Source organism: Aquibium sp. ELW1220 (assembly GCF_030398385.1).
In the GTDB taxonomy this organism is placed as follows: Bacteria; Pseudomonadota; Alphaproteobacteria; order Rhizobiales; family Rhizobiaceae; genus Aquibium.
In genome coordinates this window covers 57,504-80,781 of the sequence record NZ_JAOAOQ010000022.1, presented here as the reverse complement: position 1 = coordinate 80,781, position 23,278 = coordinate 57,504, and the positions used below count along the sequence as shown (strand labels likewise).

Genomic DNA, 23,278 nt, shown 5'->3' with positions numbered 1-23,278 from the left:
GGCTCCGACAGTCACGGCGACAGCAACCGTGCCAAATGTCGCTGCGGCCTGCCGGCGGCCCTGGTGCCGAACGGAAGAACTGACTTCTCATCGGCCGCGCGCGGTGTCGTCGCGAAGTGTGGCTGTGGAGACACAGGCCACAATCAAGCGCACGAAAGAATACGACCGGTCAATACTTGTGGTTGACCGCAGTATTGGCGGTGCTAGCGTCGGGCCATATCCAGAATCAGCCAGTTGCGCCTGCCCGGCATGGAGTGGCGACGCAGCATCGGAGGTAGATCGTGCGCAGTGCGTGGCGGTTACCGGAGGCACGGCGCGAGGGTCACGGACCTTGGCCGGGCATGGCGATCCGGATGTATGCGGCGGTCGTGGGCCTCGGCGCCTTGCGGTTTTCCGGTCGATCGGCCGTGTTGAGCCGGTTCTTGCCGGCCTTGGCCGTTCTATGCGCTCTGTTCTTCCTGTCTGGTTCTGCCGAAGTTGCCTGGGCCGCCTGCGTTCCTGCCGGCACGACAATGGACTGCGTCGACCCGCCCGCGGGCGGCGCACAGTTCACGGCTCCCGCTGTCACCACGCTGAACGTCAACGGTCTGACCACCGACATCGTGCCGGCTGCCGGGATTGCGGGCGTTTCGCTGATCACCTCGCCGCGACCCGATGGCGGAAATGGCGACGACTGTGACATCGGGATCGTCTGCGACGGCGACACGGGTATCGCCGGCGGCGGCGTCAGCGACCTGACCGTCGACTATGTCGGCGGGTCCTTCGACATCATCACGTCGGTCGGTGGCAAGGGCATCGTCGGCATCAGCCTCGGCGGCAACGGCGGCAGCGGCGGCGACGGCTACGGCCTTGCCGGCTACGGCGGCAACGGCGGTGCGGGCGGAGCGGGCGGTACCGTGACGATCGACAGTTCCGGCGAGATCGTCACGTCGGGAGATTTCGCGCACGGCATTCTCGGCCAGAGCATCGGCGGCAATGGCGGCGTCGGCGGCGATGCCGGCGGCGTCGATGCCGAAGGCGGCACCGGCGGTGCAGCGGCCGGCGGCGGCATGATCGGCATCACCAGCTATTCGATGATTTCGACCGACGGCGGTTCGGCGCACGGCATCTTTGCGCAGAGCTCCGGCGGCCAGGCCGGCGCCGGCGGCGACGCGGGTGGCATCTGGGCGGAAGCAGGCGGCGGCGGGATCGCCGCGCCGGGCGCCGCCGTGACCGTCGACAATTTCGGCAACATCCACACCCATGGGAGCTACTCCATCGGTATCTTCGCCCAGTCGGTCGGTGGATTCGGCGGCAGCGGCGGCAGCGGCGGCGGGCTCGTGGCATTCGGCGGCAGCGGCGCCAGCGCCGGACCCGGCGGCACCGTCACCGTGAACAATCAGGGGATCATCGAAACCGACGAAGCCGGGTCGCACGGCATCCTGGCGCAGTCGATCGGTGGCGGCGGCGGGTCCGGCGGCTCGGCCGGCGGACTGGTCGCACTGGGCGCCGAAGGATCGATCGGCGGAGCGGGTGGTGCGGTGACCGTCACCAACGACGGGGCCGGGCATGTCGAGTCACATGGCGAGAACGCCAAGGGCATCTTCGCCCAGTCGGTCGGCGGCGGCGGCGGCGACGGCGGCAATTCCGGCGGTCTGGTCTCGATCGGCGGCAGCGGCAGCTCGTCGAGCGACGGCGGCGTGGTGACGGTGACCAACGCGCAATGGATCACCACCCATGGCGACCGTTCGGATGCAGTCTACGCCCGGAGCGTCGGCGGCGGTGGTGGCAGCGGCGGCGTCTCCGGCGGGCTCGTCTCGATCGGTGGAGCGGGCGGCGGCGGCGGCGGCGGCGAGACCGTCACCGTCACCAACAGCGGTGCTCTTATCACATCGGGCACCTTCGCGCGCGGCATCTTCGCCCAGTCGGTCGGCGGCGGCGGCGGCGACGGCGGGTTCTCGGGCGGTCTGGTCTCGATCGGCGGATCCGGTGCGGAGGGCGGCAGCGGCAAGAAGGTCACGGTCGGCAATTCCGGCGCGATCACGACCGTAGGGAACGATTCGACGGCGATCTTCGCGCAGAGCGTCGGCGGCGGCGGCGGCGCGGGCGGAAATTCGCTGGGCGTCGGCGTGTTCGTGACGGTCGCCGTCGGTGGTGGCGGCGGCAAGGGCGGCGACGGCGGTGAAGTCGTCGTCAATGAAGGCAATACCGCGGCTTCGGCCCCTGCGCGTATCGAAACCAGCGGAGACCGCTCCGCGGGCATTCTGGCGCAGTCGGTCGGCGGCGGTGGCGGCACGGGCGGCTTCGCCATCGGCGCGGCGGGTGCACCCTACGGTAACGTCACCCTGACATTCGGCGGCAGCGGCGGCGACGGCGGCGACGGCGGCGTGGTCTACGCAGGGGCCAATGGCGAGATCATCACCGAGGGATCGTTCTCCTCCGGCATCGTGGCCGAGTCGATCGGCGGCGGCGGTGGCAGCGGCGGCTTCACGGTGGCCGTGTCGGCTTCGACGGGCGGTTCGGTGGCGCTCGGCATGGGCGGCACCGGCGGCAAGGGTGGCGCCGGCGGTTCGGTCGACGTCAACAATTTCGCGACGATCCAGTCGGGCTGCGCTGAATGCACCCAGTCACACGGCATCCTTGCCAGCAGCATCGGCGGCGGCGGCGGTTCGGGCGGCTTCGCCATCTCCGGCTCCGCGGCGATCGTCGGAAGCCTGTCTCTCGGCTTCGGCGGAACCGGCGGGGAAGGAAACACCGGCGGGACGGTCGAGGTCGTGAGCGACGTCGCCGACGAAAGGGGCATCCAGACCGAAGGCGACATGTCGCACGGCATCCTGGCGCAGTCGATCGGCGGCGGCGGCGGCAATGGCGGGTTCAGCGTCGCACTCGGCGTCGCGCTCCAGGGGCCGACCGCCAGCCTGGCTTTCGGCGGCGATGGCGGCGAGGGCGCGATGGGCGGCGTGGTGACGGTCGACAGCACCGGCAACATCACGACGAGCGGCGACGGCTCGAACGGCATTCTGGCTCAGTCGATCGGCGGCGGCGGCGGCACCGGCGGCTTCTCGGGTTCGCTGGCCTTCAGCGTGCAGGGGGCGGCGGGTGCCGCATCCTTCGGCGGGTCCGGCGGCGAAGGATCGGAAGGCAACGACGTCACCGTCCACCATTCCGGCGATATCCGCACGACCGGTGACAATGCGGTCGGCATCCTCGCCCAGTCTGTCGGCGGCGGCGGCGGCACCGGCGGCTTCAGCATCGGCGCTTCCGGTTCGATCAAGTCGATGGCCGCGGTCATGGCGATGGGCGGCGACGGCGGCGAAGGCGGCGGCAGCGGGACGGTGACCGTGACCGACATCTTCGGCTCCATCACCACGAGCGGTCAGCAGTCGCACGGCATTCTCGCCCAGTCCGTCGCCGGCGGCGGCGGCAGCGGCGGGTTCAGCATCGGCGCGAGCTTCTCGCTGCAGAGCGATTCCTATGCCAACGCGGTCGGTGGCACAGGTGGAACGGCTCAGAACGCAGGCAACGTCGTCGTCGTCAACGACGCCGCCATCATCACGGGCGGCAACTTCGTGCTGATCGGAGACCGCGAGATCGCTGCGGGCGTGGGCTCGCATGGCATCCTAGCCCAGTCGATCGGCGGCGGCGGCGGCACTGGCGGGTTCAGCGGCGCTGTCGCGATCAGCTTCGAAGGGGACGCGTCGGCCAGCACGACGGGCGGCGACGGAGCGGGCGGCGGCGACGGCGGTACGGTCGAGGTCACCTCCAACGGCACCATCGTCACGCGCGCCGACAATTCGATCGGCGTCTTTGCCCAGTCGGTCGGCGGCGGCGGCGGCAACGGCGCCTTCTCCATCGGCGTCGGCGGGTCGGCGAAATCGGATGCCGACACCAAGAGCGTAGGCGGCAAGGCGGGCGCGGCCGGCGGCGGCGGCGAGGTGACGGTCGCGATCAACGAGGACATCACCACTTTCGGCGCGCTGTCGCACGGCGTTCTGGCGCAGTCGATCGGTGGCGGCGGCGGCAATGGCGGCTTCTCGATCGGCTTCGGCGGTTCGCTGGAAGCCGACTCCAAGGTCGACAGCGTCGGCGGCGACGGCAGCGGCGGCGGCGATGGCGGCATGGTGACGGTGACCGTTGGGACGGAGGACAACCTGCTGTTCCCGCTGATCCGGACCTTCGGCGACGGGGCTGCGGGCGTCTTCGCCCAGTCGGTCGGCGGCGGCGGTGGCACGGGCGGTTTCTCCGGCGGATTGAGCCTCGCCGTCGACGGCGCCGCCGAGAACGAGGTCGGCGGGGGCGGTGGCGGCGAGGGCGGCGCTGGCGGCGAGGTCCACGTCACCAATTACGGCACCATCACCACGCGCGGGGCCAATGCCGCCGGCGTCTTCGCCCAGTCGGTGGGCGGCGGCGGCGGATCGGGCGGCTTCTCCATCGCCGCGTCGCTCGGAGACAGCAAGGCCGTTGCCAACAGCGTCGGCGGCGACGGCAGCGGCGGCGGTGACGGCGGCGACGTGCGGGTCGACAATTTCGGTTACATCGAGACCCAGGGCGCCTTCTCGCACGGCATCATTGCCCAGTCGGTCGGCGGCGGCGGCGGCAATGGCGGCTTCGCCATCGCGGTCGGCGTCACCATGAACGGCGAGGACGGTTCGAGCGAGGTCGGCGGCGGCGGTGGCGGCGAGGGCGGCAATGGCGGCGAGGTCATCGTCAACAATGACGGCGTCATCATTGCGCGCGGCGACAACGCCTTCGGCATCTTCGCGCAGTCAGTTGGCGGTGGCGGCGGATCGGGCGGCATAGCCGGTGGTCTCGCCATCAACGGCAAGATGGAGAGCGCCGTCGGCGGCGACGGCGGTGCCGGCGGCAACGGCGGCGACGTGACCGTCACCAGCAACGGCAGCATCACGACGACCGGCGCGAATTCGTCGGCCGTCTTCGCCCAGAGCGTCGGCGGCAGCGGCGGCTGGGGCGGTCTCGCGATCGGGATCGGCACCGCCGCCGGCGACTCGGACGGCGTGACGCTGAGTCTGGGCTCGAAGAGCATCACCGAGACCTGCCTGAGCCTCGACTTCGCGGAATGCCTGCCCACGGGTGGGACGCAGGGTATCGTCACGGTCACCATCAATGGCGAGACGACGGTCACCAGCGGCAACCTGGCCTACGGCCTGCTTGCCCAGGCCATCGGCGGCGGCGGCGGCGCCATGGGCACCGTCATGGGTGCCCTGAGCTTCTTCGGCAGCGACGTCGTCGTCGATCTCGGGTCCAACGGCGCTTTGTCGGAAGATGGCCAGGCCGTGAGCGTCACCTACGGGAACCCGACCACCACCACCGGCCTCGGATCGATCGGGCTCATCGCCCAGTCGGTCGGCGGCGGCGGCGGCGTCAACGCGATGACCGCCGAAGAACTCGAACTGAATCCGAATGGCGAGGACAGCTTCATCCTCAGCGTCGGCGGCTATTCGGAAGGCGCCGGCTTCGACGGCACCGGTAGCGGCGGCGGCTTCGAGATGACCGCCGAAGGAACGGTCACGACCGAGAACCACAACGCCATCGGCATCGTCGCCCAGACCATCGGCGGCGGCGGCGGCATCGGCACCATCACGGTGGAGTCGATCGTCAACGGCGGCAAGTTGCTCGACATCGTGCTGGGAGGTTCGCAGCACACCGACGGTCCCTTCGTCGGCGATGCCGGACCGGCCTCGACGCTGACCGCCGAGGAAAAGGTGACCACCTCCGGTGCTCTCAGCCACGGCATCGTCGCCCAGAGCATCGGCGGCGGCGGCGGCATCGCCAACGTCGTGTTCCTGAACGGTCTCGTTCTGGGCGAGGGCGTCGACGTCGCGCTGGGAAGCGGTACGGACGGTGCCGGCGGCGATGGCGGCGACGTGACCGTGACCGCGCATGGCGTCGAGACCAGCGGCGCAGGGGCGATGGGCATCGTCGTCCAGTCGATCGGCGGCGGTGGCGGGCTAGCGGGTGTCTATGCCGGCGGACTGCTCATGGGCCAGGACGGCTTCTCTCTCACGCCGGTGACGATCGCCGCCGGCGGAGCCACCGAAGGTGGCGATTCCGGCGATGCCACCCTCTACAGTTACGGCGACGTGCGGACGGACGGCTACGGCGCCCAGGGCATCGTCGTTCAGTCGATCGCCGGCGGCGGCGGTATCGTCGGCGCGGGGCTGTATGGCACCGATGTCGACGACCCGGACCTGCGGGCCTTCGCCGGCAGCGTCGGCAAGCCGGGCACAGCGGGCGACGTGTCGATCACACAGACCCGGAATGTCATCGTGGCGGGCGAAGACAGCATCGGCATCTTCGGCCAGAGCGCCGGCGGCACGGCCAATGGCGACATCGACATCGTCATCGACCGGAACGGAACGGAGGGCAACGGCATCGGGCTCGTCTGGGCATCCGACGGGACCGGTGCGGCCGTGCAGTTCGCCGATGGCAACGACAATCTGCTGTCCAGCAACGGAACGCTGTACGCGCAGGGCAGCATCGCTGCGCCCAACGTGCTTCCGCTGCTCGATGGTCTCGCCATCCTCGGCGGCGACGGCAACGAGGACGTGTTCAACCGGGCACGCGGTGCCGGCTTCGTCGACGACTATGCCCTGACCGGCGGCGTCACCCGGACCAGCAACATCATCGGCAATGTCGATCTTGGCGGCGGCACCAACAACCTGACCAACGAGGCCGGAGCGCTGTTCATTTCCGATGACGTCGTGAAGCTGGGAACCGGCGGATATCTGACCAACCAGGGCTTCCTCGCGCCGGGCGACCGGGGACGGGTACTGACGACGGCGGTCGGAAGTCACCTCGTCCTCGCCGATTCCGGCTTCTACTATCTCGACATCGACCTCAATCAGCAGAACGTCGACGACACGAAGGTGACAGACCTGATCACCGTGAACGAAACCGCCACCGTCGACGGCGCGGGTCCCTTGCTGCTCCTGTCGATCAACAAGGCATTCTCCGATGACGGCTACGTCATCGTCCATGCCGATGGCGGCGTCACCGACCAGGGCTTTGCGCCGACGCTCACCCCGCCCGCCGTCGGTTTCATCTTCAGCGTCTCGGTCGAGAACAATCCCGTCGTCGGCCAGGACCTCGTCCTCCTCGCCGAGAAACCGCCGTTCCTCGATCTCCTGAAGGACCCCGCTTCCGGCACCACCGATCCCAATGTCTGGCGGATGGGCGAGGGCATCGACGCGATTGAGCAGACCATCGATGTCGACGATCCGTTCAACTACCTCGTCAATCTGCTTCGGCTGCAGCCAGACCACGAGGCTCTCGGCGACGCGGTCGTCACGCTGACGCCGCACCAGGCCCCGCATCTGTTCACGATGACGCAGCAGCGTTCCGCCGAATTCCTCGACCTCTCGGCGTCCTGCCCGGCCGGGGGAGGCGACCCCGATGCGAACGATCGGCGCGATTGCGTCTGGGCCGATGTCGCCGGGGGCGAATACAGGCGCGAGGTCGTAGAGGACAGCCCGACCAACGAGGACGACTGGCGTTCGCTGGCTTTCGGCGTCCAGGGCGTGGTGAACGACAACTGGGCCGCGGGTTTCGCCGTAGGCACCTCCGAGGCCGCTTCCAGCCAGATCCGCGACGGCGACACGCTCTCCGACCTGAAAGGCAACATCCACTCCGCCAGCGTCTCGGCCGATTACCGCAACGGTCCGTTCGGGGTGACCTTCGTGGCTGCAGGCTCCTATGGCGCATGGCGCGCCCGGCGGCACGTCGAGGTCGGCGGCTACGAGCAGACCTACACGAGTTTCGACGGCATCGCCTACGACGACGACGACCAGGAATATCCGCTCTTCTCCGAAAAGACCGTCGCTTTCGAGGGGATCGACGGAATCGCGAAGAGCAATCCCGACATGCTCTCGCTCAATCCGCGGCTGCGCTTCAGCCACATCCATGCGTTCGACGATTTCGAGGTGGTGTCCTATCTCGATCTCGACGGCTACTTCATGTATTCGCGGGAGCGCAATGAAACCGGGGTGGGCCTCGCCAACCTGACCTATCCTGCCCTGTGGCAGTCGGCTTTCGTGGTGACGCCGCGTCTGGAGGTCAACCGCACGGTCGCGCTGGCTTCCGGGGCGACCCTGAGCGGCTTCGTTCGCGGCGGCGTCGCACTCTCCCCGCAGGACTCCTGGTCGGCGCAGACGCAGTTCATTGCCGCGCCCGACGGGCTCGACCCGATCGAGATCGTCGAACCCTTCGATCAGGCGCGGTTCGAACTGGAGGCCGGCCTGAAGCTCTACTGTGCGGAATCCGGCGGAAACGTTCAGGTGAACTATGGCGGCGCCTTCGGCACCAGCACCAGCCAGCATGCGCTCAAGGCGGTTCTGGCCTACAGGTTCGGCGGAGAGGCCGGCGACGGCACGCCCGGCAATTGCTTCTGATCGCCTTCGGCCGGCTGCCGGCCAAAGAGCCGGCTGAACCGGCCGCAGGTGCGGATGCTTCCGTCCGGAGCGGCCTGCGCCGGCCAGCAGCGCGTGAGGCGGTGGGCCTTTGGCCTCAACTCCGATGGAGAAGCCCGCAGGCCTTGCAATAGGCCTCGTGCACCGGCCCGCGGCCGAGATGGTGGCGAAAGCCCTTCATCTCGGCGAAATAGGGAATCGGCGGGCGCACAGGGCGCTCCGGCGCCTGACCGAAATCATCGAACAGCGTCTGGATCGTGACGACCACCCGTTCCGCATCGTTCCAGTCGCGGTACTCCCCAAGGTCGATCCTGTAGGCCGCCTCCAGATAGTCCATGCCCTGCTCGTAGAGCGGCCGCGACCTGTCGGTAACGTACTGGAGATAGTCGCGCATGGTGCGAACGTCGTCCTTGGTCGAGATCGGACCGTGCCCGGCAACGACCGTCTCGACGTCCATGTCGAGCACCATGTCGCAGACCCGGATCCAGCGATCGACCGGCCCGTACCAGGCGATGGGCGTGCCTTCGGTGAACAGGATGTCGCCGGTGTAGATCACCTTGTCGTCCGGCACGTAGATCAGGGCGTCGCCCAGCGAATGCGACGGGCCGACCTCGATCAGTTGCACCTTCTTGGAGCCGACCATGATGTCGAGCGTGCCCGAGAAGGTTTCCGTCGGCGGGGTCAGTTCGATGCCGGTGAAGTCGAAGGGCCGAAAGCACTCCTTCATGAACACGCCCGCGCTGCCGAACTGGTCGGCATTGGTCACGATCTTCTGCACCACGGCAGGGTCGAAGCGGGCGAAGTCGTCGACCGTGCCCTGGGTGGCGATGATGCGCGCGCCTTCGACGAGCTGGTTGCCGAAAGTGTGGTCGCCGTCGGCATGGGTGTTGACGAGGACGCCGATCCGTTTGGCCGCCGGGATCGAGGCGCGGTAGGCGGCGAGCATCTCGGCCGTCAGCCTGAGGTCGAAAAGCGTGTCGACCATCAGCGTCGCGTCGCCGTCGACGATCAGTCCGGCGTTCGACCAGCCCCAGCTGCCGTCCGGCAGCAGGTAGGCATAGCAGCCGTTGCCGAGGTCGTGCATTCCTTTGGTGTATTGCCACTTGGCCATGGGGGAGACTCCGATCGGTTTCAGACGAGCGCGGTTGCGAGCCACGGGAAGAGGAAGACCAGCACGAGCACCAGCAGCATCATCGCCGCGAAGGGGGCGGCACCGACGAAGATGTCACCAAGCGTGACGGTGCTTTCCGGCCCCAGCGTCGCCTTCACGACGAAGGCAGCGATGCCGAAGGGCGGCGTGAGCAGGCCGATCTCGACCGCCAGCACCACCATCACGCCGAGCCAGATCAGGTCGACGCCGGTCCCGGTGAGGATCGGCAGGGCGATCGGCAGCGTCAGCAGCATGATGGAGGCCGAGTCGAGGATGGTGCCGAGAAGGATGATGACGACCATCAGCGCCACGACGATGCCGGCGACGCCCATGCCCGACTCCACGACCAGCGTGCCGAGAAAGCCCGGCATGCCCGACATCGCCAGCATGCGGGAATAGAGGCTGGCCCCGATGATGAGGAAGCAGATCGACGAGGTCGTGTGGCCGGTCTGGACCAGCACCTGCCAGAAGCTCGCCCAGGTCAGCCGGCGCTTGGCGAGCGAGATCAGCAGCGCGCCGAGCGCGCCCGCAGCACCTGCTTCCGTCGGCGTGAAGAAGCCGCCGTAGATGCCGCCGAGCACCAGCGCGATGAGGATGACGATCGGCGCCAGCTTGTTTGCCATCTCGGCGACACCCATGTCCTGCGACGTGTCGTAGGACGCCGCCTTCCGCCCGCCGACGAAGGATGGCCACCACCGCCCCATCGCCACGATGCCGATGCAGTAGATCACCGCCAGCAGCGTTCCGGGGATCACGCCCGCGATGAACAGCGAACCGACCGACTGCTCCGTCAGCACGCCGTAGAGGATGAACAGCAGGCTGGGCGGGATCAGCATGCCCAGCACCGAGGAGCCCGCCACCACGCCGACGGCGAAGCGCGGCGTGTAGCCGTGGCGGATCATTTCCGGCACCGCCACTTTGGTAAACACGGCCGCCGAGGCGATCGAGATGCCGGTTATCGCGGCGAAGACGGCGTTGGCTGCGACCGTCGCGATCCCCAGCCCGCCGAGCACGCGGCGGAACAGCTGCGCTGCGACCTCGAACGTGTCGCGCCCGATGCCGGCCACCGCCACCAGCAGGCCCATCAGCACGAACAGCGGCACCACGCCGAACAGGTAGTCGCTGATGGAATCCTTGAAGGCCAGCACCAGCATGTTCGAGGCGATGTCGAAATTGCCCCGCAGCAGCCAGACCCCGCCGAAGGACAAGAGGATGAGGGCGATGGCGACGTGCATGCCGGAATAGATCAGCGCCAGCATGAGCCCGATCGACAGGAAGGCGATGCCGACGCCGCTCATGCCGAACGCTCCCGTAGCGCGCGCAGGTCGTCGAGCGCGCCGGCGAGGAACTGCAGCGCCGTCGCGGCGATGCCGAGAAAGACCAGGACGAACAGCGGCCACTGCGGAATGGTGAAGAAGCCGGGATTGCCCATGAAGTTGCGCTCCGGCTGCAGCCATGCCGCAGCGACGCTCGGCCAGAACTTGCCTGCGATCATCGCCATCAGCAATCCGCCGACGAGATGGAACAGGCCGAGCAGGGCGCGCCGCACCCGCGGGGCGCGGCTTTCGAGCACGCCGAGCAGCACGTCCGACCGGGTCATCGATCCGGATCGCAGCGTATGGGCGAGCTGCAGGAAGACGATGCCGACGATGGAGAAGGCGACGAGTTCCGGCACCCCCGCAATCGGCGCGTCGAAGGCGCTGCGGCCGATGATGTCGGCATTGATCAGGAGCATGAGGCCGATGATCCACAGCGTGCCGGCGGCATTCATGATGCCGAGAACGCGCGCGAACGGCCCGGCCGGCGGGCCGGGGAGGGGCGCAGCGTCTGGAGGAATGGCGGATTCGCCGGCCATGATGTCGTTTCCGTCAGCTGTTGGAAGGGAATCCGCCGGCGCGTCGTGGGCCAGGCGTCGGGCACCTGCGCAGGTGCAGTTGCAGGCGGCGCCGCGGCGCCGCCCATCCGTGTCGGGGTCCGGCACAGATGCCGGATGCTGTCACTCGGCGAGGTAGTCGCGCTCGAAGGCGAAGCCGGTCGCCTTCAGCCTGTCGCGATAGGCTTCGAGCACCGGCCGTACCGGCTCGCCCCGCGCTTCGGCCGCCTTGATCCAGGCGGCGGTCGGGTTGGGCAGAGCCTTGATCCAGGCGGTGCGTTCCGCCGGGTCGAACTCGACCAGCTTGCCGCCAGCCTCGACCAGCGTCTTCTTCGCGGCGTCGTAGCGCGCTTCCTGCTCGTCGAAATAGGCCTTGGTATAGGCCGCGGCCGCCGCCCGGAATGCAGCCTTCGTGCCGTCCGAGAAGGTATCCCACTGCTGCTTCGAGACACCCATGCCGCCGATGTACATCGCCCCGAAATGCGTCAGGTTCCAGTTCGGGGCCACCTCGTAGAGCTTGGCCGGAACGTTGGCGGTCATCCAGCCGATGTTGCCGTCGTAAACGCCCGTCTTGATGTCGTTGTAGAAGCTCACGTAGCTGCCCTGCACGCCAACGGCGCCGGTGCCCGCGAGCCAGGCGAGGTTGGGTCCGGCACCGCCGAGCTTCACGCCGTTCATGTCCGCGATCTTGGTCAGTTCGCGGGTGGAGGCGATGTTGTAGTCGTCGATGGCGATGCCGCCGCCGATGTAGACCACGCCGGTCGCCTCCTCGAGCTTTGCCAGAGCACCCTCGGTCTCGGTCAGGGCGGCTTCCACGGCGGCGGTGACGCCGCGCGCGTCGGCCGGGCCGAAGGGCATGGCATAGGTCAGGTTCAGGAGGCCCATCGTGGCCGGGTTGAAGACGCCGCTCATCTGGCCGACATCGATGATGCCCTGCTGGAAGGCCTCCACCTCCGAGCCGAGCTTGACGATGGTGCCGCCATAGCCCTGCGTCCAGTCGATCTTCACGTCGCCGGCCTTGGCCAGTTCCGCGTCGACCGTGGGGATGAAGGTCTCCTTGATATGCTTCACCCACAGGAACACCTCCGGATGGCCGGTGGCGACGGTGAGATTGATCGTCTCCTGTGCCACGGCGGGTGCTGCGGCCCAGGCGACGGCGATGGCGGCAGCGCCACCCAACAAAGCGTTTCGATGCATCAAGATCCTCCCGGTTTGGACGGCCGCTCGCTCCCAGCCCGTGCCGTCGTGAGAGAACGGTAGCAGATTTGAACAAGTTGACAAGATACCTGTCATGGCGTTCAATACGCTCGTATCAGGGAGCCGGCATCGTGGCCGGCAAGGTCGGTGGGACGTGGCGAAAAGCGACAGGAACGAGGAAGATCGTAAGGTGGTTGTGGTCGAGCCGACGCAGCGCAACGCCGCGGGCACGCGAATTCGCATCCTGACGGCCGCCGAGGGCGAGTTCGCCGACCATGGCTTCGACGGCGCCACGGTGCGCCAGATCGCGCTCCGCGCCGACGTCCCCGTAGCGCTGGTCAACTATCACTTCGGCAGCAAGGAAGGGCTCTACCGCGCCATCTTCGAGATGCGTGCGCCGATGATCGTCGACCAGCGTGTCGCCGGCCTGCGCCTGGCCGAGATGGAGCCGGATCCGGAGCGGAAGGTCGAGATGATCGTCAAGGCGGTGCTGGTCCCGAATCTCCACATGCGCAGCACCGAGAAGAATTCGAGCTATGCGCGCATCCTGGCGCGCGAGGTGTCGGATCCGAAGTCGCACCACCGCAAGGTCGTGGCCGAGTTCTTCGATCCGATCGCCTACCAGGTCATCGACGCGCTGCAGCGCGCGATGCCGGATCGCACGATCGAGGAGATCAACTGGGGCTATCAGGCCATGCTCGGCGTGATGGTCTACACCATGGCCGACACCGGCCGCATCAGCCGGCTTTCGGGCGGCCGCTGCGACCCGGAGGATGAGATGACCACCTCGAGGCACCTGGTGGCACTCATGAAGGCGGCCCTTCTCTACAGCCGCGTGTAAATGAAGATACCCGGACCAGGCACAGCAGCCGGAACCCGGGCTCAGGGGAGGACGGACCATGAAACTCGTGACCTACGAGCGGGAGGGTGCACCGCGCGCCGGCGCCTTCGTCGAGGGCGATCGCAGGATCGTTGACCTCGCAGAGGCCCATCAGGCGGCTTACGGCGAGGCCTACGCGCCCTTCGCCTCGGTCCAGGCGATGATCGAGGCCGGCGACGCCGCACTCGACCGCGCCTACGAGACCCTCGGCAAGGCGGGCCCGGCCACCGTCGCGCGCGACGCGGTCAGGCTCATGGCGCCGGTTCCTGTGCCGATCCAGATGCGAGACTGCCTGTGCTTCGAGACCCATCTCAAGCAGTCCTTCGCTGCCGCCAGGCGCGTGCGCGCCGATGCCTCGCCGGATCCTGAAGCGGCGATGAGGGAGTTCGAGCGCACGGGCGCGCTGTCGGTGCCGAAGATCTTCTACGACCAGCCCATCTACTACAAGGCCAACCGGTTCAGCGTGATCGGCGACGGTCAGGACGTGCTCTGGCCAGGCTACTCCAGCCTGATGGATTTCGAGCTGGAATTCGGCTTCTACGTCCGGAAGAAGGGCGTCGACATCGCCCGCGACGCCGCCCGCGACTACATCTACGGCTACACCATCTTCAACGATTTCTCCGCCCGCGACGCCCAGACGCTGGAGATGGGCGGGCAGCTCGGCCCGGCCAAGGGCAAGGATTTCGACACTGGCAACGCCATGGGTCCCTGCCTCGTCACCGCCGACGAACTGAAGGATCCCTATGGCCTGACCATGGTCTGCCGCGTCAACGGCGAGGAATGGGGCCGCGGCAGCACGTCGTCGATGTACTGGAAGTTCGAGGATCTGATCGCCTACGTCTCCCGCTCCGAGACCCTCCACCCCGGCGAGTTCTTCGGATCGGGCACGGTCGGCAACGGCTGCGGCCTGGAGCACATGCGCTTCCTGAAGCACGGCGACCTCGTGGAACTGGAGGTCGAAGGCATCGGCACGCTGCGCAACCGCGTGCTGGCGCGCCAGTAGCACGAAGCCAAGGGCGTGCGGGGGCCGTTGCACCGGGCCGCGTCGCCCGCTGCTCCCATTCCCGAGAGGCCGGTCGCCGCCGGCCTCTTCCTCATGCTGCGGAACGCCTGCCATGAACGTCCACGCCCTGCTCGCCGACGCCGCCCGCCGTCGTGCCGATGAAACCGCGATCGATCACGGCGGCCGGCGCCTCACCTATCGCGCCTTCCACGCAGCCTGCGCCGCCTTCGGCGACTGGCTGGCGGCGAGAGGATGCTGTCCCGGCGACCGCGTGCTCCTGTTCCTCCGCAACGGCTTCGAATATCCGGTGCTGTTGCTGGGCACGATGCGCGCCGGCATGGTGGCGGTACCGGTCAACGCCAAGCTGCACCCGCGCGAGGTCGCCTGGATCGCCGGCGATTCCGAGCCGCGCTTCGTCTTCGCCCATGCCGAGCATGTCGACGCGCTGGCAGCCGCGCTGCCGCAGGAGAGCACGGCCGAAGTGATCGCGATAGAAAACTTCGCTCTGCCAGCATCTGCCGCAGTGCCGGCGCCTCCCGCCGCGGCCCGGCCGGACGATCCCGCCTGGATCTTCTACACGTCGGGCACCACCGGCAGGCCGAAGGGTGCGACGCTTACCCACCGCAACCTCGTCGCCGCCACCGTCAACTGCCTGGCCGACGTGTTCGACTTCCGCGCCACCGATCGCGTGCTGCACGTCGCGCCGCTGTCGCACGGCAGCGGCCTCTATCTCCTGCCCGCACTCGCCCGCGGCGGGCACAACATCATCCACGACCGCGCCGGCTTCCGCCCCGACGAGGTCTTCGACACCGTCGCCGCGCAGGGCGTCACCGTCATCGCCTTCGTCGCCCCGACCATGATCGTGCGCCTGCTCGAGGCCGCTCCGCGCGACGACGTCGGCACCCTGCGCGGTGTCATCTATGGTGGCGCCGCGATCCATCTCGAGAACATCCGCGCGGCGGTGGCCCGTTTCGGGCCGATCTTCCACCAGCTCTATGGCCAGGGCGAAGCGCCGATGACGATCTCCTACCTGCCCGGCCGCGATCATCTCGGCGCCGACGACGAGACGCTGGTGTCGGCCGGCTACGTGCGGGCGGGCGTCGAGGTTCGCATCCGCGACGAGGACGACCGCGACGTGCCGGATGGCGAGGAGGGCGAGATCTGCGTCCGCGGCGACGTGGTGATGGCGGGCTACTGGCGAAACCCGGAGGCGACGGGGAGGGCGCTCGCCGGCGGCTGGCTGCACACCGGCGACATCGGCCGTTTCGATTCCGGCGGCCGGCTGCGCGTCCTCGACCGCCGCCACGACACGATCATCTCCGGCGGCACCAACATCTATCCGAAGGAAATCGAAGACGTGCTCGCCGCCCACCCCGCCGTGCGCGAGGTCGTCGCCTTCGGCCTGCCCGACGCCGAGTGGGGCGAGAGCGTCGCCGTCGCCGTCGTGGCCGACGACCCCGCGCTCGACGAGGCCGCCCTGCTCGACGTCTGCCTGCAGCATCTCGCGAGCTTCAAGAAGCCGAAGCACGTCTACATCGTGCCCGACCTGCCGAAGAACGCCTACGGCAAGGTGCTGCGCCGGGAACTCAGGGAGCGGTTCGGTCGACAGGCATAGCACTGCCGGGGCGATCGGGTTTGCCCGGTTGGTTCCATCTGCCCGGCTGCGTCCGTCGCCGTCGGATCCGCTTACGCCAGCATCGCTATATGCTGGCTCCACACTTCGCCCGCGTCGCGGACGGGCAAAGCCCTGCGGCCAGACGGGCGGCGATCGAATTCGGTACGGCGGGTCATTGGAACGGCCGATACACGATCGTATCGACAAGTATTGCATAAAACAGATGGACCTCGTTCGAATCAATTGCGGCAAGGTCGTATCCCGGCGCTTGACGAGTTTGTCCGCTCCGTACACTTTTCCGGCCGATGGTAGGATCGTGAAAAAGCAGGCCGCAGTGTCTTCAGTATCCGACGCGGCGCGTCAGCCACTCTTCGGTCAGCTCGACCCGGACATCTTCACGGTGTTTTCCGGCGGAAACCGATTGCTCTACGAGCGTGCTGTTCTGGCGGTCTACGACGAGTTCTACCGGTCCGACCTCCGCTTCCCGACCGAGGCGGAGGTGGTCGGCGTGATCTACGACTGCATCACCCGCAATCCGGCTCTGTGGGCCGAGGACGAAGCTGCCGTCGATCTCGACCGGCTCGTCACCCGGACCGGACGGCGGGTCAGGCGCCGTCGCGTCGCAGGCGTCGACGATCAGGCCACCGGAACCGCCATCATCCGGTCCCGGCACATCTACAACCGGATGCTGCAGACGGGATGGCTGGATGAGGCGAGCTACGGCCTCAAGACGACCGTGGAGATGCCGTCCGGCGCCATTCGTCTCGCCGAGTTCCTGTGTTCCCTGAAGGAGGGCGGCGCCGAACAGCTCGGCGGGCTCGTCGTGGAGGTGCGGAACGCGATCCGTGCGGTCCGCGAGAAGCCGGGCGAGAACGCGCTCGGCCTCAACAAGGCGGCGCAGGATTCGGCCCGGTTCGGACGGTATCTCAGAAGTGTGCTGGCCGCCCTGCGGGAAGTCGATCGTCAGGTGCTCTCGTCGGATACGCTTGCCGATCGGCTTCGGCACTATTTCGAGGATTTCATCGAGCGTCTTCTCTTGCGCGACTACACATCGCTCTCGACCACGGCGCATCCCTACAGGCACAGGCGGGCCATCCTTGGCGCGCTCGAGGCACTGGAGGATTCCGAGATCGACCTGGCTGCCGTCGCCGATGCCTATCTCGAAGCCCGGCTGGTCACCGATGGACCAGCGGCGCGCGCCCTCGTCCACGAGGACCTGTTCCAGATCCGCCGGGTGTTCGAGCGGATCGAGGACACCTTCCAGGCGATCCAGCAGCACCGATCCCGGCTCGAAACGCGGTTGCGCAACGTGGTCAGATATGCCGGCCGCCGCACCAGCTTCCTGCAGCGAAGCGAGCATGTGATCCGGCGTCTCGACGACGCATTGGCGCATGGGACGGACGATTGTGCCGTCACCGGCTTGATCGAGCCGCGGATGACGATCGTCGCGCGCGAGCTTCTCGCCAGGCCGCGCGGCTCCCGGCCTGAGATCGCCGACGCCGATCTCGCCCTTCCGCCGGCCGATCCGGTCCGCGAATTCAGGCGTCGGCTCGAGAGGGAACATCTCGATCGCCTGACCATCTCGCCGGCAAAGATCTGCCGTTTCCTCGAAAGACGGGTTCCGCCCTTCGGCGAGACGACGGCGGCTTCCATGAGCATCGAGACCATCGACGACTTCCTTGCTTTCGATGCGGTTCGGATGATGGTGGCCGGCGGCCTCGGCGCCGATGCCCGGTCGCGGCTCGCGCGGGCGCTCGATGGCCGGTTCGTGTTCGAGGCGTCGGTCGAGGCCGTCTCGAACGCATGGGTGGATTGCGCCGGTTTTCAGGTGAAGCGCCTTGACGACAGGATCACGCTCGAGGTCGCACATGCTGATTGAGTTCGACGCCCTCGAAAGCTCCAACGAGCGCGGCTTCCAGCGCGTCACGCAGCTTATCGCGCATCTGTTGCGGCATCAGTTCGTGCATGTGGAGGACCGTGGGGCCGCGACGCTCCTGGAGACGCTCCATCGCCCGGAACTGGCGAAGCTCGTCGAGGCCTATTTCGACGTGGCCGGCTATCGTGTCGTCCACCGCGAGACCGAAGGCTGGGCCGGTATCCTGCCGGATGTCGAGCGCATTTCGCTGCCGCGTCTGCGCATCGACGAGACGATCGTCCTTCTGGTCATGCGGCGGCTCTGGGAAGAGGCGCTGCAGCTCGGCGAAATCCACGCCAACGGAACGGTCCGCACGACGCTCAACGAGGCCTATGCGGCCTATGAGGGGATCGTCGCCGGCAGCCGGCGCGCCGCGCTTGCCGCGAGCGCGTTCCGCGACGTGCTGCGGATGCTCGAACGCAAGGCGATCGTGCGCCTCGGAGAGTTCGACGTCGACGCGCAGGACATGGATCTCGACATCCGCGCGCTCGTCACCAGCGTCGCCGGCGACGATTTCGTGGCCTCGCTCGAGGAGATCGTGTCGCGCCCGGTCGCCGGGGCGCCGGACGCGGACGCACAGGTCCCGGTGGGAGACGGGCGATGATGGAACTGCGGCGCATCGTCCTGGTGAACTGGCACATGATGGTGCGGGCCGACCTCGATCTCGTCGGCGATGCCGCCATCCTCGGCCAGAACCGGTCCGGCAAGTCCACGATCATCGATCTGATCCAGGCGATCATGGCGGGCGGCTCGGCCCGTCTCTACCGTTTCAACCGGTCGGCGGGCGAGGGCGGCGGCCGGTCGGAGCGCACGCTCGAGAGCTATTGTCTCGGCCAACTGAGCGAGGACGTCGTCCTGCGCACCCAGGCCAGAAGCCACATCGCGCTCGTCTTCGAACATCCGGAGGGGCGGCGCAAGCCGGTCAGCCTGGGCCTGTCCGTCGAAGCCGCCCGCGGACAGCAGACGGAGGTGGTGGGGCGATTCGTTGCGGAGGGTGTCGGTCTCGACACGTCTATGCTGCTCGAGGGAAGTGACGCTTCGCTCCGGCCGAGCGAATGGTCCGTGCTGCGCCGACGGCTCGGCCAGGCCTGCAGCGATGCCGGCGGCCAGCTGCTGACGCCCGACGACCCCCGGACCTTCATCCGCGAATACATGCGCGCGCTGTTCACCCGCCGGGCACCGTCCGACCCGGACCGTTTCGTCCGCACCTTCGTCGCCGCACTCTCCTTCACCGATCTGTCGTCCGTCGAGCAGTTCGTGCACCGCTATCTGCTCGAGCCCAGGCCGATCGACATCGCCGAACTGCGGGAGTCGATCCGCCGCTACCGCGAGATCCAGAAGACCATCGCCGATCTCAACCGGCGCCTGGAGGCGCTGCGCACGCTGCGGACCCAGATCGACGAGTACGACCGGCTCCTCGCCGAGGAACTCGACTGCCGCGCGATCGAGAAGACCGCCTTGCTGGTCGAAGGGCTGGGCCGGCTTCTGGCGAATCTCGGGGAGCATCGCGCGAAGGCGCGTGACCTCCGCGATGTCGCAGACGAGATCGAGCGGGTGAACGCGGAGATCGGGCGCGAAACGGAAGCGCTGGAATCCGTTCGGCGCCAGCTTGCCGCGACCGGCGCGCAGGGGCAGCGCGCCATCGTCGAACAGGAGATCCGGGGCCTGGAGCGTGACCATGCCGACGTCATGGAGCGGCTGAAGCAGCGGCACCTCGCCGCCGCGCGTGCGGTCCAGCTCCTCGACCTGCGCGACAGGCTCGGCATCATCAATCCGGGCGACCTGTTTCGCGCGCTGGAGCGCGTCGCGGAGGCCAGCCGCGATCTCGCACCGCCCGACTGGCCGCGCGACCCGGGCACGATGGACCAACTGCTGCGCGCGGTGGCCGAGGCGGCGACCGCCCGGATGGCGAAGACGATCGAGCATCGGAATGACTCCATCCGCTGGGTCGGGAAGCTCGAGGCCGAGAACGACGAGGATCGCCGCCAACTCGCCAGCGCCCGGCAGGGCCGCGTCACCCTCAATCCGGCGACGACGAGGCTGATGGACGCCCTGCGCCGCGAGGGCATGACACCGCGCACGCTCTGCGAGGTCGCCGACGTCGTTGACGAGAGATGGCGCAAAGTGCTCGAGGCGCTGCTGACGCGCGACCGCGAAGCCGTCATCGTCGATCCGGACCACGCCTACCGTGCGACCGAGATCCTGCGGCACGGGCGCGACGCCTATCCGGGATGCCGTGTCGTCAACACCCGCAAGCTGCAGTCGCGGTCCACGGTGCCCGAGCCCGGCACCCTGGCCTCGATGATCCGCAGCGACGATCCGCTCGCCATGGCCTTCGTGGTCTTCCGCTTGGGCAATGTCCGGCTGGCGGAAAACCAGGACGAGCTCCTGTCCGGCGGCCGCGCCGTGATGGCGGATGGCGCCTATTATGACGGCCTGATCACCGAGATGCGGCGTCCGGACGGCTTGAAGATCGGCCGGGCTGCGGCGCCGCTGATGGAGATCGCGCTGCGGGAGAGGGTCGACCAGCGCGCGCCGCTTCTCGCGATCCATCTCGAAAAGCAGCGCTTTTTCGAAGACGTAATCCGCCGGCTCGAGGACTGCGCCAGACCCGTCGACCCGAAGGACGGGCTGGAAGCGCTCGCCGTTGCGCTGGGGGATCTGGCCGACAGGCGTGCGGAGGCACGGCGACGGCTCGCCCGGATATCGGCGCAGGTCGACCCTGAACTGCTCGACGCGGAAAAGCGGTCGCAGGCCCTGCTGAACAGTCTCGACGCATCCCGCAGCGAACTGTTCGAAAGCCGCGGGTCGCTCAGGTCGACGGTCGAGGAGGTCAAGGCGCGGCTGGGCGCGGGAGAGCAGAGCGTCGGCTCCTACCTCTGCCTTTCCCATCGCCGCCGGCAGTTCCGCAGCCTGGTAACCTCCGCGGCACGGCTGCGATCCCTGCGTGAGCGCTACAGAAGCCATCCGGAGAGGACCCCCGCCCGCATCGCCGCGGACATGGCGAAGGCGGCGCTCGAAGCGATGCAGGAACACCGCGAACTCGGCCATGCGATCCGCGCGGCCCTCGGACGCTATGCCATCGACTTCCCCGACGCGCTCGAGGGCTACGCGGACGCGCCGATCATCGCGACGGTCCGGCCATGGGTGTCGGACGGCATCGCGATGCTGGAGGACAACGAACTCATCCGCTACCGCGAGCGTGCCGACGAGGCAGCGGACCGGGTGTCGCGCCTCTTCAAGACGACCTTCATCCATGAGTTGAACAGCCGCTTCGGGCAGCTTCAGGTGGAAATGGAGAAGCTGTCGGCGGCGCTGCGGGCAAGGCCCCTCCACGGCGAGGTCTACAGTCTGAAGGAGACCGTCAAACCGGAGTTCGAAGATCTCTATGAATTCGCCCGCAGCAGCGAAGCCGACGAGCACATGCTGGACTCCCTGTTCGGCTGGGCCGCGCCGCGGGACGAGCGGCACGAGCGGGCGCTCCGGCAGATCGAACGGCTGCTCGTCGACGAAAGCGTCGATTTCAGCGTGTATGAGGATTATCGCCGCTATTTCTCGTACGATCTCAGGCTGCGCGACGTCGGCACCGGCCGGACGACGAGTTTCGACCGCCGGCGCGGTGTGGCAAGCGGTGCCGAGCGGCAGGTGCCGTTCTATGTCGTCATCGGCGCCGCTCTCGCCAGCGCCTATCACGGCGTTCGCCAGGCGGCGACTCCGACCGATCTCGGTATAGGGCTTGCCGTTTTCGACGAGGCCTTCAGCAAGATGGACGGCCCCAATCAGCGGACGCTGCTCGATTTCTACCGCGAGATCGGTCTTCAGGTCGTCATCGCCGCGCCGACCGAGAAGCGCGCGGTGGTCTACGAAAATCTCGACTGCATCATCGACGTGTTCCGCAGCGGCGACGTGTCGCTCGCCGAGTCCATCCGGATCAAGGACCGCGTCCGCGACGAGATGCGCGCGGCCAATCCGCAGCACGCGACCGACGCGGAACTCGCACAGCGCCTCGGCTTCGAGGCGAGCGCTGCCGAATGAGCCGGCGCGGCTTCTCGACCATCGCGTCGCTCATCGACGATCTGCTTGCGCGGCACGAACGCTTGCCCATGGCAAAGAACCTGACGGCCGCGATCGACGATGGCGGCTTCTCCACCGTGGATCTGCGGGACGGCTTCGACGAGGAGCTTTCGGCGCTGGAGCGGGAAGGCGGCATCGAGCTGATCCGAGCCGGCCCGAAGACGGAGCGTCGGGTCACCGGTGTCCGGCTGAAGGATGCCGGCGTGCTCTATCGGAAGGTCGACCGGCGACCGTCCGCCGAACTCGCGCGGGAGTCCGTATCGGAATTGCGGTCGCGGCCGGGGCTGCCGGCCGGCGCCGTCGGCCTGGTCGACGACGCCGTCGCGGCCTGGGCGCGCGGCGTATCCCACATCGGAATCCGCAGCGGCGACGGGCGAACGCTTCGAGACGTCATCAGCCTCGCCATGGCGGTGCATGCCCGCCTGTCGGGCGATCCGCAGGGGGAGCAGGATTTCCGGACGTTCTCGCGGCTGGCGGTCGGCGACAGCAAGGCGCTGGAGAGGAATGTCCGGCAGGTCGCCTTCGCGATGGGGAGGATGTTCGGGGGCATGGCGGACCAGTCCCGCCTCGATCCGGAAGAACTGCTCGCCGGCGCCGGCATCCGGCGCCTGCCGCAGCCGATCCTTCTGCACGGCGACATATCGCTGGACGGACTGCCCTTTCCGGCGATGCCCTATGTCGGGATACCGACCGACTGCGCAAGCGGGATCGGTCTCCTGTCCAGGCCCGACTACATCCTGACGATCGAGAATTTCACGTCGTTCGTCCGCCATGTCCGCGAGGCCGCGCGGCCCGGACGCGCCCTCGTCGTCTACGCGGGCGGCTTCCCCTCTCGTCCCACGCTCGCGACGATCACGAGGCTGGCGGCCGAGGCCCGGGTGCCGACGTTCCACTGGGGCGACATGGATCCGGGAGGCATTCGAATATTCCGCCACCTCGAAACCCACCTCGCCAGCGTCGGTGTTTCGCTTCGTCCCCACTTGATGACGGTCGAACTGCTTCGCCGCCATGGGCGGCCGGTCCAGGTGGGGGCGGAGTTTGCGGCGGATATGACGAGCAGCGCTGTCGCCGAACTGGCCTCGTTCATCGCTGGTCGTGGACTTTCGCACGAACAGGAAGAGATCAGTCCGCAGGCCCCGGCATGGTGAAGCGGAAGAATCCCCCGT

12 protein-coding genes are annotated in these 23,278 nt (G+C 68.0%); 8 read left to right on the top strand and 4 right to left on the bottom strand.

Annotated features, from left to right (window positions below; genetic code table 11):
* Nucleotides 1-512: 512 nt before the first annotated feature.
* Nucleotides 513-8,387 carry a hypothetical protein gene (locus tag N1F91_RS19205; protein WP_289994675.1) on the top strand — a complete coding sequence of 2,625 codons (7,875 nt, stop codon included), beginning with the start codon at nucleotides 513-515 and terminating at the stop codon, nucleotides 8,385-8,387.
* Nucleotides 8,388-8,502: 115 nt separating this feature from the next.
* Here the strand turns inward: N1F91_RS19205 and N1F91_RS19200 are convergent, their stop codons facing one another.
* From N1F91_RS19200 to N1F91_RS19185, 4 genes are all read right to left on the bottom strand, one after another.
* Nucleotides 8,503-9,516, bottom strand: coding sequence for an MBL fold metallo-hydrolase (locus N1F91_RS19200; RefSeq protein ID WP_289994673.1), 1,014 nt, complete (start codon nucleotides 9,514-9,516; stop codon nucleotides 8,503-8,505).
* Between the two features lie 20 nt (nucleotides 9,517-9,536).
* Entirely contained in the window at nucleotides 9,537-10,853 is a 1,317-nt protein-coding gene (locus tag N1F91_RS19195; protein ID WP_289994672.1) for a TRAP transporter large permease, read from the bottom strand.
* Nucleotides 10,850-11,410 carry a TRAP transporter small permease gene (locus N1F91_RS19190; protein WP_289994671.1) on the bottom strand — a complete coding sequence of 187 codons (561 nt, stop codon included), beginning with the start codon at nucleotides 11,408-11,410 and terminating at the stop codon, nucleotides 10,850-10,852. The genes N1F91_RS19195 and N1F91_RS19190 overlap by 4 nt, the downstream gene beginning before the upstream one ends.
* Nucleotides 11,411-11,551: 141 nt before the next feature.
* On the bottom strand, nucleotides 11,552-12,625 hold the full coding sequence (locus N1F91_RS19185) for a hypothetical protein (protein ID WP_289994670.1): 1,074 nt from the start codon (nucleotides 12,623-12,625) through the stop codon (nucleotides 11,552-11,554).
* Between the two features lie 190 nt (nucleotides 12,626-12,815).
* On the opposite strand from N1F91_RS19185, the gene N1F91_RS19180 reads away from it, so the two are divergent.
* The 7 genes from N1F91_RS19180 (at nucleotide 12,816) to N1F91_RS19150 (ending at nucleotide 23,260) form a co-directional block, all read left to right on the top strand.
* On the top strand, nucleotides 12,816-13,466 hold the full coding sequence (locus N1F91_RS19180; RefSeq protein ID WP_289994668.1) for a TetR/AcrR family transcriptional regulator: 651 nt from the start codon (nucleotides 12,816-12,818) through the stop codon (nucleotides 13,464-13,466).
* A gap of 58 nt (nucleotides 13,467-13,524) precedes the next feature.
* On the top strand, nucleotides 13,525-14,508 hold the full coding sequence (locus N1F91_RS19175; protein WP_289994666.1) for a fumarylacetoacetate hydrolase family protein: 984 nt from the start codon (nucleotides 13,525-13,527) through the stop codon (nucleotides 14,506-14,508).
* Nucleotides 14,509-14,620: 112 nt separating this feature from the next.
* Nucleotides 14,621-16,123 (top strand): AMP-binding protein, encoded by a 1,503-nt coding sequence (locus tag N1F91_RS19170; protein WP_289994664.1) that lies wholly within the window; start codon nucleotides 14,621-14,623, stop codon nucleotides 16,121-16,123.
* A 334-nt stretch (nucleotides 16,124-16,457) separates the two neighbouring features.
* Nucleotides 16,458-18,002, top strand: a complete 1,545-nt coding sequence (locus N1F91_RS19165) for a Wadjet anti-phage system protein JetA family protein (protein WP_289994662.1) — start codon at nucleotides 16,458-16,460, stop codon at nucleotides 18,000-18,002.
* A complete protein-coding gene (locus N1F91_RS19160; protein WP_289994661.1) occupies nucleotides 17,992-18,642 on the top strand; it encodes a DUF4194 domain-containing protein in 651 nt (216 codons plus the stop codon). The genes N1F91_RS19165 and N1F91_RS19160 overlap by 11 nt, the downstream gene beginning before the upstream one ends.
* Nucleotides 18,639-22,073 carry an SbcC/MukB-like Walker B domain-containing protein gene (locus tag N1F91_RS19155; RefSeq protein WP_289994660.1) on the top strand — a complete coding sequence of 1,145 codons (3,435 nt, stop codon included), beginning with the start codon at nucleotides 18,639-18,641 and terminating at the stop codon, nucleotides 22,071-22,073. The genes N1F91_RS19160 and N1F91_RS19155 overlap by 4 nt, the downstream gene beginning before the upstream one ends.
* Nucleotides 22,070-23,260, top strand: a complete 1,191-nt coding sequence (locus tag N1F91_RS19150) for a Wadjet anti-phage system protein JetD domain-containing protein (protein ID WP_289994659.1) — start codon at nucleotides 22,070-22,072, stop codon at nucleotides 23,258-23,260. The genes N1F91_RS19155 and N1F91_RS19150 overlap by 4 nt, the downstream gene beginning before the upstream one ends.
* The last annotated feature ends 18 nt before the right edge of the window (nucleotides 23,261-23,278 follow it).